The sequence below is a fragment of the Mesorhizobium sp. BR1-1-16 genome, from assembly GCF_020165495.1.
In the GTDB taxonomy this organism is placed as follows: domain Bacteria; phylum Pseudomonadota; class Alphaproteobacteria; order Rhizobiales; family Kaistiaceae; genus Kaistia.
In genome coordinates this window covers 1-13765 of record NZ_JAIUIE010000011.1, presented here as the reverse complement: position 1 = coordinate 13765, position 13765 = coordinate 1, and the positions used below count along the sequence as shown (strand labels likewise).

Genomic DNA, 13765 nt, shown 5'->3' with positions numbered 1-13765 from the left:
CTCCTACTTGGTGATCGACAGTTCGCCCGGCGCGCCCTTCAGCGAGCGCTTCGGCGAGACGGAGGCGATCATGATGAAGAGGGTCAGGAGGTAGGGCGCCGCGTTGAAGAAATAGTAGCCCTGCGTGATCCCGACCGATTGCAGCGCCGGCCCGATGGCGCCGGCCGCGCCGAAGAGGAGCGCTGCACCGAAGCAGAGCAGCGGGTTCCAGCGCGAGAAAATGACGAGCGCGACCGCCATCAGGCCTTGCCCGGAAGAAAGGCCCTCGCTCCAGGCGCCCGGATAATAGAGCGACAGGAAGGCGCCGCCGACGCCGGCGAAGAAGCCGCCAACCGTCGTGGCGAGAAAGCGGACGAGATCGACCGAATAGCCCATCGCGAGGGCCGCCGGCGCGCTGTCGCCGGTCATGCGGATGATAAGGCCCCAACGCGTGTTCTTGAACGCCCACCACATCGCGACCGCGAGCACGGCGCCGACCAGGAAGAGCGGATTGATCTCGAGCGCCGACTGGATCTGCGGGTAATCAGACCAGCCGCCGAGATTGATCGAGGGCAGATGCGGCGCCTGCGGCTGGATGAACGGCTTGCCGAAGAAGAAGGCGAGCCCCGTCCCGAACAACATCATGGCGATGCCGATCGCGATGTCGTTCACCTTGGGAAGCTTGCAGATATAGCCGTGGATGGCGCCGAAGAACATGCCGGAGATGCCGGCCGCCAGCACGCCGAGCCAGGGTGAACCCGTGAGATAGGAGACGGCATAGCCCGACATGGCGCCGAAGACGAGCGTACCTTCAAGGCCGAGATTGATCCGGCCCGACTTCTCGGTGAGGCATTCGCCGAGCGAGACGAACAGGAACGGCGTCGAGACGCGGATGGCGCCGGCGAACATCGCAAGCGGAACACCCCAGAAGCCGATATCGGTGCCGCTCATCGCTTGTCTCCTTTCGCCCGGAAGATCGGAAGTCGGCCGTAAAGCGTCTCGCTGACCAGGAGCACGACGAACATCAACCCTTGCAGAACCTGCACAGTGGCGTCGGGCATGCCCATGCGGCGCTGGATCAGCCCGCCGGCCGCCGCGATCCCGCCGAGGAAGATGGCCACCGGCACGATGGCGAGCGGGTTCTGCCGGGCGAGAAACGCGACCAGGATGCCGGTGAAGCCATAGCCGGCGGCGAGCGACGCATTGGCCTTGCCCTGTATCGCCGCGACCTCGAAGAAGCCGGCAAGGCCCGCGCAGGCCCCCGCGATGGCGCAGGAAATGACGATGAGCCGCCCGACGGGAAGCCCTTGCGCCCGCGCGGCGCGGACATTGCCGCCGGTGACGCGCGCCGCGAAGCCGAACGTGGTGCGGTTCATCAGCACCCACAGCAGGATCGCGACGACGATGCCGACCGGCAGGCCCCAATGCACGCCGAGGCCCGGCACATCGCCGATCATGTTGGCCTCGCCGATCGCCTGGGTCGACGGCTTGTTCGGGTTGGCCGGATCGCGCAGCGCTCCCTCGACGAAGAAATTCATGATCGCGATGGCGATGTAGGACATCAGCAGGCTGGCGATGGTCTCGTTGATGCCCCGGTAGTGCCGCAGCACGCCGACGAGCCCGATCCACAATCCACCGACGGCGATGGCGCAGAGGCACATCACAGGCAGCACCACAAAGCTCGGCGCGCCGGCATGAACCAGCGGGATCGACGCCACCGCGGCGGCAAAGCCGCCGAGTACCAGCGCGCCCTCGCCGCCGATGATGACGAGGCCGAGACGCGCCGGGATCGCGACGCAGAGCGCCGTGAGGATAAGCGGCGCCGCGCGCACCAGCGTGTTTTGCCACGAGAACCCGGTGCCGAAGCCACCGCGCCAGAGCAGCGCGAAGAACGTTCCGGGCGACTGGCCGAGCGCCAGCAGGAAGATCGAGAACAGGAGCCCTGCCACGAGGAGCGCGAACAGCGGGATCACGACATATTCGGACGATCGCCGCACCCGGTCGAGCGCCTCGGCGAAACCGCCGGAGATCGCCGGCGCGGCGTCCTGCTGTGCAATATCCACCATGGAAACGCTCCCGAAGAGAGAAGGGATAGAGGCGGCGGCGCCGCCCGTCGTGCCGCTCCGGCCAAAGCCGGGGCGGCGCTTTATTGCGGCGGGCCGTGCCCGCGCGGGGTCGATCAGGTGATGGAGCCGGTGACGCCTTCGACCAGGAAGTTGATCTGGTCGATCCACGGATCGTAAGGCGCATGCGACGTGCCGGCCGGGATGACTTCCTTGCCGGTATTGTCCTTGAGCGGCCCGACAAAGACCGGCACCTTGGCCTTCATCTCGACCTTGGCGGCATCGGCCGCCTTGATAGCCTCGGGCGTCGCACCGGCGCCATAGGGCGTGTTCTGCACGAAGTCGAGATCGTAGCCGCCCGAAAGGAAGTTCGGCAGTTCACCGCCCTTCGTCAGCGTGTCGGCATACTGCTTGTAGATCGTCTCCCACTTGTATTCGGCGCCGGTGATGAAGCCCTTCGGCGCGAGATCAGCCTGCGAGGCATTGTGGCCGCAGGACTTGACGCCCTTGGCCTCGGCGTTCTGAATGACCGTCTTCGGGCTGTCGACATGGCAGGTGATGACGTCGCAGCCCGCATCGATCAGCGCATTGGTGGCCTCGGCCTCGCGCACCGGCATCGACCAGTCGCCGGTGAAGATCACCTGGACGGTGGCGTTCGGATTGACCTTGCGGGCGCCGATCGTGAACGAGTTGATGTTCGAGAGCACCGAGGAAATCGGCTTGGCGGCGACGAAGCCAAGCTTGTTCGACTTGGTCGAGAGGCCAGCGGCGATGCCATCGATGTAATGGGCCTGGTCGAGATAGCCGAAATAGCTGCCGGCGTTCTTCGGGTCCTTGTCGGTCCACAGCGGCGCCGCATGGCGAAACTGGACATCGGGATATTTCTTGGCGGCATCGACCATGAAGGGCGAGTAGTAGCCGAAGGACGTTGCGAAGATCAGGCCGGCGCCATCAAGCTCGACCATCGATTCCATGGTCTTGGATACGGCGACCGTCTCAGGAACGTTCTCCTCCTCAACGACTTTGACGCCCGGGACAGCGGCGAGCGCCTTGGCCGCCACGGCATGCGCCTGGTTCCAGCCATAGTCATCGCGCGAACCGACATAGATGATGCCGATCGTCAGGTCAGCCGCGAAGGCCGAACGCTGGGTCAAAAGGCCCGTGGTCAGGCCAAGCGAGCCGATCGCGGCGCTCTTCAGCAGCGTCCTGCGATTGAGTGTGAATGCGGACATGGGCAGTTACCTCTTGCAACGGACATCGGCGCAGGCCTCCCCACGCCGGGGTGCTCCCGTTCCCCTGTCTCGCAACAGATGTGCCAAAGCGCGGCCAGCCGCCCGCCCCCGGCGCACATGGCCTTGCAGCCGGTTGAATTCGTTGAGTTAATTTCGTGCGAGATTCCGCTCGCCGATCGCCCGATCGGCTCCGCCGCGTTCAGCCGGCGGCGGGCATATCCTGAGATTGCATACAATAGCGCAGCATTGCATACAATTTAGACAGCCGTCTGATCGTGCCAGTCTCAAGGCCCAGAAATACGGCAGAGAAGACACTGCCGATGCGCCGACAGGACCCTGCTGACGGTTGGCATGGCCCGCCCCTCGTACTAGATTCCCCCGCCCGCCGGCCTCGACGCCGGCGCCCGAAAATCCAAGAGGACCGCCCCATGCCGTTCGATACGACACCTGCCTTTGCGCTGCCCCAGGATGCCGGCGAGGCCACGCTGGTCGGGCGGGTGTTCAGGCCCGACCTCGACGGTCCCTCGATCGTATCGCTGAGAGGTGACGAGGTCCTCGACATCACTGCCGAGGTCGTCACCATGCGCGATCTCTGCGAGATGGAGGATCCAGGCCGCGTGGCAGCCATGGCGGCGGGCGAGAGTCTCGGAAGCCTCGCCGACCTTCTCGCCAACACGCCGCTCGCGACGCGCGACCGTACCAAGCCGTGGCTGATCTCGCCGATCGACCTTCAGGCAGTGAAGGCGGCCGGGGTCACCTTCGTGGTCTCGATGCTCGAGCGCGTCATCGAGGAGCAGGCGCGCGGCCTGCCCGAGCGGGCCAATGCGATCCGCTCGGAGATCCAGACGACGATCGGCGACGATCTGGCGCGGCTCCGCCCCGGCTCCGAGCAGGCAGCGGCGCTCAAGGCCCTTCTGATCGAGAAGGGCATGTGGTCGCAATATCTCGAGGTCGGGATCGGCCCCGATGCCGAGATCTTCTCGAAAGCGCAGCCGATGTCGAGCGTCGGCCATCTCGCCGAAGTCGGCATCCATCCGATCTCGACCTGGAACAATCCGGAGCCCGAGGTCGTCCTCGTGGTCTCGTCCAGCGGCCATATCGTCGGCGCGACGCTCGGCAACGACGTCAATCTGCGCGATGTCGAGGGGCGCTCGGCGCTGCTGCTCTCGAAGGCGAAGGACAACAATGCCAGCGCCTCGATCGGGCCGTTCATCCGCCTGTTCGACGCGTCATTCTCGCTCGACGATGTCAGGCAGACCGAAGTTCGCCTGACGGTCGCCGGCGAGGACGGCTTCCTCATGGACGGCTCCAGCGCGATGTCGAAGATCAGCCGCGATCCGGAAGATCTCGTCAAGCAGACGGTCGGCAAGAACCATCAGTATCCCGATGGCTTCGTGCTCTATCTCGGTACGATGTTCGCGCCGGTGCAGGATCGCGACGGCCCCGGCCAAGGCTTCACGCACAAGATCGGCGACATCGTGACGATCGCCGCGCCGAAACTCGGCCAGTTGTCGAACCGCGTCGTGTACTCGTCCGACGCCGAGCCGTGGACCTTCGGCGCGAACGCGCTGATGAAGAACCTGTCGGGTCGCGGCCTGCTGTAGGGCGGATCGATATTCAGCCGAGCGCAGGCTGGCGATCGCGTTCTCGTTCGCGTGTCATTGCCGGGTCAAGCCCGGCAATGACAGCGGGATGGAGTGGCGGCGCGACAGAACATGAATGTCGATCCGTCCTAGACGGCAGGCTCTCCGCTCTGTGACGAAGCGTTGCCGGGCACGCCCGGCAACGTCAGGGACCTTACGCGCTCTGGCGCTCCAGCGTCGGATCCTCGGCGAACTGGTAGCGGTAGAGCTTCTCATAGAGGCCCTGCTTGCGCACCAGTTCGGCATGGGTGCCGCTTTCCAGCACCCTGCCATGCTCGATCACCGCGATCTCGTCGGCCGTCAGGATGGTCGCAAGGCGGTGGGCGATCACGATCGTCGTGCGCCCCTCGACCAGCTTGTCCAGCGCGGCCTGGATCATCCGTTCGGATTCCGAATCGAGCGCCGAGGTTGCCTCGTCGAGCAGCAGGATCGGCGCATTCTTGAGGATCGCGCGGGCAATCGCGATGCGCTGGCGCTGGCCACCCGAAAGCTGGACGCCATTCTCGCCAACCGTGCTGTCATAGCCGTTCGGCAGGTTCATGATGAAATCATGGGCAAAGGCATCGCGCGCTGCCTGCTCGACCTCGGCATCCGTCGCGTCGAGCCGGCCGATGCGGATATTGTCGCGCGCCGTGCCGGAGAACAGGAACACGTCCTGGCTGACAAAGGCGATGTGCCGCCGCAGCGAATCGATGGAGACGGAGCGGATATCCTGGCCGTCGACCCGGATCGCCCCCTTCTGCACATCGTAGAAGCGCTGGATGAGCGACAGAATGGTCGACTTGCCTCCGCCCGAGGGGCCGACAAGCGCAAGGCGCTTGCCGTGCTCGACCGAGAGGTTGATGCCGTGCAACACCGGCTCATTGAGGCGATAGCCGAACGTGATGTCATCGAGATCGATGCGGCCCCGCGTCAGCTTCAGAGCCGGATTCTCGTCGTTTTCGGTGACGCTGACCGGATGGTCGAGGATCGAGAACAGCGCCCGCACGCCGACGAGGCTCTCGGCCATGCCGACCTGGACACGGGCAAGGCGCTTGGCCGGCTCGTAGGCAAGCAGCAGCGCGGTGATGAACGACATGAACTCGCCCGGCGTCTTGCCGGCCGAGATCGTGCTCCAGCCGGCATAGAAGATGACGAGACCGATCGAGACACCGCCAAGCGTTTCCATCAGCGGGCTGGTGCGGGCCTGGAGCTGCGAGATCTTGTTGGCGCGCTTCTCGACGGAGCCGACGGCATCGGACATGCGCAGGCGCATATGATCGCCGAGGCCGAATGCCTTGACGATCTTGGCCCCGTGCACGGTTTCCTGAATGATCGAGATGATCTGGATACCGGATGTGAACTCGGCCCGCGCGATGTTCCGGATGCGCTTCACAAGGCGCGTGATGAACATGATCGCCACCGGCGCGACCACCAGCGCGAAGACCGCCATGATCGGCGCCTGATAGACCATCACGAAGATGAGACCGATCAGCGTCACGAAATCACGGCCAACGCTGAGCACGAGCGTATCGATCACGACACGGATGCCGTTGGCGCCGGCGGAGATCGACATGATCATCTCCCCCGAGGCGCGCTCATTGTAGAAATTGAGGCCGAAACGCAGGATTCGATCGTAGAAGCGGTTCTGGTTCTCCGCGACGATGCGGTTACCGATCCGGCTCTGGACGACCATCTGCCCATAGGTCGCCGCACCCTTCACGACGAAGATGCCCACGACGGCACAGGAGAGGAGAACGAGCATCTCCTTGTCCTGCTTGACGAAAATCTGGTTGACGACGCTGCTCATGATCCAGGCCGACAGAGAGGTCATGCCCGCGACGATGAACAGGAAGAAGAAGGAGACCGTGTAGCCCTTCCAGTGCGCCTTGTAGTTGCCGCGCAGGATGCGCGCGATCATCGCCACCGTGCCGTCGGGATCAGCGAGATCCGCTCGGAACGACTGCCAGCGCCGGACGAGGAAGGAGGGACGAATGGCTTCTGCCAGAGTGTCCTCGGCGGCTTTGACTTCGGTTTGTGCCATGAGACATGAGCCCGTCGCCTCGAAGTGCAACGCGATCGGACGCGGCTCCCGTAGTTGATGATGCCGCCCTTTTACCGCCCCTGCCCGCTTCTGTCCATCGATCGGCCTTGCGGCTAATTCAAGCAGTGTCGGCCCTCTTGAAGAGCGGGCATGCGATGACCAGCCGCGACAAGCCCACTTTCAATTCGCCGCAGGACGCGGGATCGTCGGCTTCGACACATTCAAAAGGGGTTGGCGATGGCGGCAAGGGCGATCCGAGGCACGGTGGCGCGGTTTCAAAGCGACCCCTTCGGCGCGGCCGGACGCGAGGCTCTTGTCTTCGAGGAGGATCGCCTCGTCGTCATCGAAGATGGCCTGATCGTCAGCGTCGGCCCCGCCGAAGCCGTGCTGGCCAGCCTTCCGCCCGGCACGCCGGTCGATCACTATCCCGGCGCCATCCTGTCGCCCGGCTTCATCGACGCCCATGTCCATTATCCGCAGATGGAGATGATCGGCGCCGCCGGCGAGGAACTGCTGGCCTGGCTCAATGCGTTCACGTTTCCCGCCGAAGCGCGTTTCTCCGATCCGGCGCATGCTGACGAGGTCGCCGGCCGCTTCCTGCGCGAATTGCTGCGCGCCGGCACGACCACGGCCGCCGTCTATTGCACCGTCCATCCTCACTCGGTCGATGCATTCTTCGCCGAGTCCGAACGCTTCGGCACGCGCATGATCGCCGGCAAGGTGCTGATGGACCGCAACGCACCGCTCGACCTCACCGACACGGCAGCGAGCGGCACCGAGGAAAGCGCGGCGCTGATTGCCCGCTGGCACGGCAAGGGCCGCCAGCTCTATGCGATCACGCCCCGCTTCGCGCCATCCTGCTCTGAGGAGCAGCTCGAAGCCGCAGGCAGGCTCTGGAAGGCCCATCCCGGCACCTATGTTCAGACGCATCTTTGCGAGAACAAAGCCGAGATCGCCTGGGTCGCAGAGCTGTTCCCCGAGCGAACGAGCTATCTCGATGTCTACGACCATGCCGGCCTGACCGGACCGCGCGCCATCTTCGGCCATGCCGTGCATATGAGCGAAGCGGACTTCGCCTGTTGCCACCGCACCGGCTCGGTGCTGGCGCATTGCCCGACCTCTAACCTCTTCCTCGGCAGCGGGCTTTTCCGCCTGTTCGAGGCGAAGCGCGCCGATCGGCCAGTCCAGGTCGCTCTCGGCACGGATCTCGGCGCCGGAACGAGCTTTTCCCAGCTCCAGACCATGAACGAGGCCTACAAGGTGGCAAAGCTCGGCGGCACAACGCTTTCCACCGCCGAGGCACTGTGGCTGGCGACGACGGGCGCGGCCGAGGCGCTGCATCTGTCCGATCGCATCGGCGCCATCGAGCCCGGCCGCGAGGCGGATATCATCGTTCTGGATCCGGCCGCGACGCCGCTGCTCCAGTTCCGCACCGCCTACTGCCGCGACCTGACGGAAGCGCTCTCCGTCCTGATGACGCTTGGCGATGACCGCGCCGTCCGCGCGACTTATGTTGCCGGCACGCCGGTGTATGATCGCGACCGGGCCGGCGACCCGTTTGCCTATCCCGCCTGAGCGAGGCCCTTGGTTATGATCGCGCGATAGGTCTCGAAGCTCAGCTTGGGCGTGCGCTTCTGCGTCTCGAAATCGACATGCACAATGCCGAAGCGCCGTGCATAGCCGAACAGCCATTCGAAATTATCGAAGAGGCTCCAGACCATATAGCCGCGCAGATCGACGCCGTCCCGCTTCGCCTCGAGAGCCGCCGCGATGTGGCGCGACAGGTAGTCGGCGCGCAGTGGATCGACGATCTGCCCGCGCTCCATCACCTCGTCGCCGGGCCCGAAGCCGGCGCCGTTCTCCGTGATGTAGATGGGCGGATTGCCGTAGTCGTCGCGGATGCGTTCGAGCAGCGCCCTGAGCGCGTCGGGGCGCACCGGCCCGTTGAAGGCCTGCGGCTCGGGATCTGGATTGGTGTCGAACCAGCGATAGCCGAACGGCGCGGCCGCATCGCTGCGGATATAGGCCGGCGCGTAGAAGTTGACGCCGAGGAAATCCGGATGGTTCGCCGCCATCAGCGCGAAATCCGCATCGTCGATGCAGAAGTCCGGATCGAGGCGTCCGAAGATCTCCATCACGGCGTCGGGATAGCGGCCCTTGAACATCGCATCGAGGCACCAGCGGTTGATGATCGCGTCGGCGCGCTCGGCGGCCTCCGTATCGGCCGTATCGCCGCTTTCGGGAACCATCGGCATCAGCGGCAGCGCGAGGCCGATCTCGCCGGCGAAACCCGCCGCACGGAAATCGGCGATCACGCCGGCGCTTGCGACCATCCAGTGATGCAGAGCAATGCCCTGCCGGCCGAGCATCGCCTCGGTGACCGCGCCGCCCTCCTTGATGGCGGCGATCATCGGCTCCATCAGGAAGAGATCGATAAAGGGCTCGTTGAAGGTGATGTATTTCGAGACGCGCTCGCCAAGCGCCTCGCGCGCCACGCGGGCATACTCGCGGAACCAGTCGATGGAACGGCGGTCGTGCCAGCCGCCCTCCGTCTGCAGCGCCTGCGGCAGGTCCCAGTGGAACAAGGTGACGATCGGCTCGATGCCGGCGGCGATGAGTTCGTCGCAGAAGCGCTGGTAATGGGCGACACCGGCCGCACTGACTCGCCCCGTTCCATCCGGCAGCAGCCGCGACCAGGCGAGCGAGAAGCGGTAGCAATCGAGCCCGAGCCGCTTCATCAGGGCAATATCGTCAAGATACTGCGTTCGGTCATAGGCGTTGATCGCGACATTGCCGGTCTCGAACTTGCCAGAGACCGGCTCGGTCACGCGGTCGATATTGGTCCAGACGTCCCAATTGCTGAGGCCCTTGCCGTCCAGCTGCCAGCCGCCCTCGACCTGATAGGCGGCGCTGGCCGCACCCCAGCGGAACCCCGTTCTGTCCTTCGCCATGCTGCTCCTCCCCGAGATCGAGCATCTTTCGGCTCGGATTCGTTGATCAATCGAGTTCGATTGTCCACCCTGTGTAGACAAGCTTGTGCCGGCCGGCCGATTGTCTTCGCGCCCCCGAGAGCCGATCTTTGCGTCAGACAATAACTTCAAACGGGAGACTGCCGCCATGGACCTGACCCTCGGAGGCTTCCACCACCTGACCGCCATCACCGCGAATGCGCCTGGCAACCTCGATTTCTACACCCGCGTGCTTGGCCTTCGCCTCGTCAAGAAGACCGTGAACCAGGACGACACGACCGCCTACCACCTCTTCTATGGCGATGGCGCCGCGACGCCCGGCTCCGACATCACCTTCTTCGACTGGCCGGCCGCGCCCGCCCGCCGTGGCACGCATTCGGTCACCCGCACAGGCTTCCGCGTCGATCCGGCCAGCATCGGCTGGTGGCGCGATCACCTGGCCGCCGCTGGCGTCAAGATGACCGAGCCGAACGAGACGACCGGCCGCCTGTCGCTCGCATTCGAGGATCCGGAAGGCCAGCGCCTCGTCCTCGTCGCCGACGAGCGGATCGGCGCGCGCCATCCCTGGGAGAAGAGCACTGTGCCGCCCGAGCATCAGATCCTCGGTCTCGGGCCGATCACCATGAGCGTGCCGGCGCTTGGGCCGACCGAGCAGGTGCTGACCCGCGTCATGAACATGCAGAAGCTGCGCGACTATCCGGTCAGCGCCATCTCCTCGAACAGCGTCCATGTCTTCTCGATGGGTGAAGGCGGGCCGTCGGCCGAACTGCATGTCGCGGTCGAGCCAGACCTCCCGGTTGCGCGCGAAGGCGCCGGCGGCGTTCATCACGTTGCCTTCCGCACGCCGGATCACGAGGGGCTGACGGCGTGGACCGAACGCGTGCGCGGCTTCCGCATGCCCTCGTCGGGCGAGGTCGAGCGCTATTACTTCCGCTCGCTCTACTTCCGCGAACCGGGCGGCGTCCTCTTCGAGATCGCCACCGACGTCCCGGGCTTCACGGCCGACGAGCCGCTGGAGACGCTCGGCGAGCACCTGTCGCTGCCGCCTTTCCTCGAGCCGCGCCGCGCCTCGATCGAAAGCCGCCTGCAGCCGCTCTAGCCTTTCACGCGGCGCCCTCGCCGGCGCCGCGTCCTCTCCATCGCGATCGGATCATCATCATGTCCATCACCTCGACCCGCAGCGCGCCGCCGCATGGCGGCCGCCCCATCCTTGCCGCAGGGGTCGCGCCGGAAGAAGCGCGCGGCGCCGTCGTCATGCTGCACGGCCGTGGCGGCAGCGCAGACGATATTCTCTCGCTCGCCGCCTATTTCCGCCAAGGCGATCTCGCCTTTCTGGCGCCCGCCGCAGCCGGCAATGTCTGGTATCCGCAGCGCTTCATCGAGCCACGCGCTGTCAACGCGCCCTATCTCGGCGCGGCGCTCGAAACGGTCGGCAATCTCGTCGATGACCTCAACGCCGCCGGGCTGCCCGACGAACGCATCGTGCTGCTCGGCTTTTCGCAGGGCGCCTGCCTCGCGCTCGAGGCGGCCGCGCGGCGGCCTGCCCGCTATGGCGGCGTCGTGGCCCTGTCTGGCGGGCTGATCGGCACCGAAACCGAGCTCTGGCAGGGCGACAAGCGGCTCGCCGGAACGCCGGTGCTGCTCGGCTGTTCGGAACGCGACGGGCATATTCCGCTGTCCCGCGTCGAGGTTTCGGCCGAGCGCTTCGCGGCAAGCGGCGCCAGCGTGACGAAGCGGATCTATCCCGGCTCCAGCCACGGCGTGAACGATGATGAGATCGGTCTCGTCCGGACCATGCTGACCGGCCTCGGCGCCGAGGCTTGACGGACGAGGCATGGCAGGCTCCGATTGCGCTTTCGTTTGCCGGAGCGGAGCCTGCCCATGCCCGAAATCATCGTCTATGCCGTCGAGGGCCGATCCACTGAGCAGAAACGCGGCCTCGTCAAGGACATCACCGACGCCGTGACACGCAATTTCGGCGTCGCGGCAGAACAGGTCGTTGTACAGATCGTCGAAAGCTCAAAGTCGAGCAAGGCGCGCGGCGGCGTCCTGTTCAGCGCCCGCTGATCCTCACCACGCCTTGCAAAGATGGGCAGCGCGGCCGCCCGCATGGCCGCAGCGTACGCCTTAGGCCCGAGGCAGGCGTGGATGACCCGTCAAAGCACGCATCCACCTCTTGTCATCCCCCCCGCGTCCATGTATCACCCGCTTCGCGCGAACGGCGCCACCGCGGAGAGGTGGCAGAGTGGTCGATTGCACCGCACTCGAAATGCGGCATACTCGCAAGGGTATCGGGAGTTCGAATCTCCCCCTCTCCGCCATCTGCCCTAAGGCTATATATTTCAATGGTTTATGGCTCGTTTCTGGCGACCATACCCCACACGACGCCCCACACATTATCCCCCACCGGGCGTATCTCATCGGCGCTCGCGGCCATTCGCCTCATCCGTTAGCATAGTGCTAGCGAGTCGGGTTGGGGGAATTGCCAGCATGACGATAGGTAACTTGGGCGATGATGACATTAAGGCAATCCTAGGCCGTCATCTCACCCCGTCCGATACGATAAAGTCTCCTGAGCGGCTCTTCGGCCGGCACAAGAGTCTACAAATTATCGATCGCGCGTTGAGTTCTCCCGGCCGACAGATATTCATCTACGGAGATAGGGGCGTGGGGAAAACCTCCTTAGCCTTGACGGCGGCCTACCTGCATACCTCGGCCAATGCGGACCCAATTTTGGTAAACTGCGGTTCCGCGACGGGCTTTGAAGATGTCGTGCAATCAATTGGGCGCCAAGCTCTTCCACCCACCGCCGCCTTTGAAAAGACGACGACTAGAGCGTTCGGTGGGAGCCTCATGGGCAACGGCGTTAACATCGGGCCGAAATCAAATACAGAGTTCAACATCCCTCGCCCGCAAAACCTGGCTGAGGCACTTGAGATCGTTCGATACGTTGAGTCTCGGTCGGCTGGCGCAAAGCGAGTCGTCATCGTCGACGAAATGGAGCGACTTAACGACCCTCACGATCGAATGAAGTTCGCAGAGTTTATAAAGGGAGTGCCAACTGCATCGGACCGGATCAGGTTCATCTTTTGCGGCATCGGGAATGACATTCAAGAGATACTCGGAGCCCACCCTTCGACTGGAAGAACTTTTGAGCCCGTCGAGCTTAGCAGCCTCCGACACGACGAACTGTGGAAGATCATCACTACGACAGCCGATGAACTGGGCGTCACGGTCGATCGCGATAAGCTAATTCGCATTGGCGTAATTAGTGACGGTTTTCCCCATTACGTCCACCTAATTGGAGAGTCTCTCTTCTGGGCGGCTGCTGACGACGAAGATCAGATATCCGCCGTCCGATCCGAGCATTTCAAGGAAGCTATATCTACCGCCCTCCGCCGTACCGAGCCGCTGCTAAAGGCGCAGTTCAATCAAGCGACCAAAAAGACCAAAAATACAAACGACTATGAAGAGGCTCTTTGGTCGCTGGCTGATCGCTCGTCAGATCGCCGCCAACTTGGAGACATCTATGAGCAGTCTTATTCTCGAATAATGCTCGCTCGGGGCGAAAGTCGAGTGCAAATCTCTAAGGAGAAACTAAACCAGCGGCTCCTCTCGTTAAGGAAAGCGTCCCACGGCCACATAGTGGTTGGCTACGGCGCCGGTTGGTTCGGCTTTCGGGAAAACATAATGCGAGGCTATGTGAGACTTGATGCGGAAAGCAATGGCGTTCAGCTAGGTGGGAGCTAGGCTAAATCAAATTTGGGGTGCCTTATGTGAGAGGTCCCACGTATACGGCGGCTGAGAGTCTTTCCCCCCGTACTCGGCCCCCGCTCCCTCAATCGCAGAGAGACCC

General features: G+C 64.2%; 11 protein-coding genes and 1 tRNA gene. 7 read left to right on the top strand and 5 right to left on the bottom strand.

Features of this window, described 5'->3' with window-relative positions:
- Nucleotides 1-3 precede the first annotated feature (3 nt).
- From LB518_RS19425 to LB518_RS19415, 3 genes are all read right to left on the bottom strand, one after another.
- Entirely contained in the window at nt 4-930 is a 927-nt protein-coding gene (locus tag LB518_RS19425; RefSeq protein ID WP_224579470.1) for an ABC transporter permease, read from the bottom strand.
- A complete protein-coding gene (locus LB518_RS19420; RefSeq protein WP_502845853.1) occupies nt 927-2042 on the bottom strand; it encodes an ABC transporter permease in 1116 nt (371 codons plus the stop codon). The genes LB518_RS19425 and LB518_RS19420 overlap by 4 nt, the downstream gene beginning before the upstream one ends.
- A 116-nt stretch (nt 2043-2158) precedes the next feature.
- Nucleotides 2159-3274 carry a BMP family ABC transporter substrate-binding protein gene (locus LB518_RS19415; RefSeq protein ID WP_224579468.1) on the bottom strand — a complete coding sequence of 372 codons (1116 nt, stop codon included), beginning with the start codon at nt 3272-3274 and terminating at the stop codon, nt 2159-2161.
- Between the two features lie 428 nt (nt 3275-3702).
- Here LB518_RS19415 and LB518_RS19410 point away from each other — a divergent pair, with 428 nt between their 5' ends.
- A complete protein-coding gene (locus LB518_RS19410; RefSeq protein WP_224579467.1) occupies nt 3703-4878 on the top strand; it encodes a fumarylacetoacetate hydrolase family protein in 1176 nt (391 codons plus the stop codon).
- A 193-nt stretch (nt 4879-5071) separates the two neighbouring features.
- On the opposite strand, the gene LB518_RS19405 is transcribed toward LB518_RS19410, so the two are convergent.
- Entirely contained in the window at nt 5072-6940 is a 1869-nt protein-coding gene (locus LB518_RS19405; protein WP_224579466.1) for an ABC transporter ATP-binding protein, read from the bottom strand.
- Nucleotides 6941-7177: 237 nt separating this feature from the next.
- Here LB518_RS19405 and guaD point away from each other — a divergent pair, with 237 nt between their 5' ends.
- Nucleotides 7178-8515 carry a guanine deaminase gene (guaD, locus tag LB518_RS19400; RefSeq protein WP_224579465.1) on the top strand — a complete coding sequence of 446 codons (1338 nt, stop codon included), beginning with the start codon at nt 7178-7180 and terminating at the stop codon, nt 8513-8515.
- Here guaD and LB518_RS19395 read toward each other — a convergent pair.
- Nucleotides 8503-9891: a glycoside hydrolase family 1 protein gene (locus LB518_RS19395; RefSeq protein WP_224579464.1), complete on the bottom strand. Its 1389-nt coding sequence runs from the start codon at nt 9889-9891 to the stop codon at nt 8503-8505. The genes guaD and LB518_RS19395 overlap by 13 nt on opposite strands.
- A gap of 166 nt (nt 9892-10057) precedes the next feature.
- On the opposite strand from LB518_RS19395, the gene LB518_RS19390 reads away from it, so the two are divergent.
- The 5 genes from LB518_RS19390 (at nt 10058) to LB518_RS19370 (ending at nt 13659) form a co-directional block, all read left to right on the top strand.
- Nucleotides 10058-11008 (top strand): ring-cleaving dioxygenase, encoded by a 951-nt coding sequence (locus tag LB518_RS19390; protein WP_224579463.1) that lies wholly within the window; start codon nt 10058-10060, stop codon nt 11006-11008.
- A 59-nt stretch (nt 11009-11067) separates the two neighbouring features.
- On the top strand, nt 11068-11733 hold the full coding sequence (locus tag LB518_RS19385) for an alpha/beta hydrolase (protein ID WP_224579462.1): 666 nt from the start codon (nt 11068-11070) through the stop codon (nt 11731-11733).
- A 57-nt stretch (nt 11734-11790) separates the two neighbouring features.
- Complete coding sequence (gene thmT / locus LB518_RS19380) at nt 11791-11976, top strand: 2-hydroxymuconate tautomerase (protein ID WP_224579461.1); 186 nt, start codon at nt 11791-11793, stop codon at nt 11974-11976.
- A gap of 164 nt (nt 11977-12140) precedes the next feature.
- Nucleotides 12141-12230: transfer RNA gene (locus tag LB518_RS19375), tRNA-Ser, on the top strand.
- A 169-nt stretch (nt 12231-12399) separates the two neighbouring features.
- Nucleotides 12400-13659, top strand: coding sequence for an AAA family ATPase (locus LB518_RS19370; protein WP_224579460.1), 1260 nt, complete (start codon nt 12400-12402; stop codon nt 13657-13659).
- Nucleotides 13660-13765 lie beyond the last annotated feature (106 nt).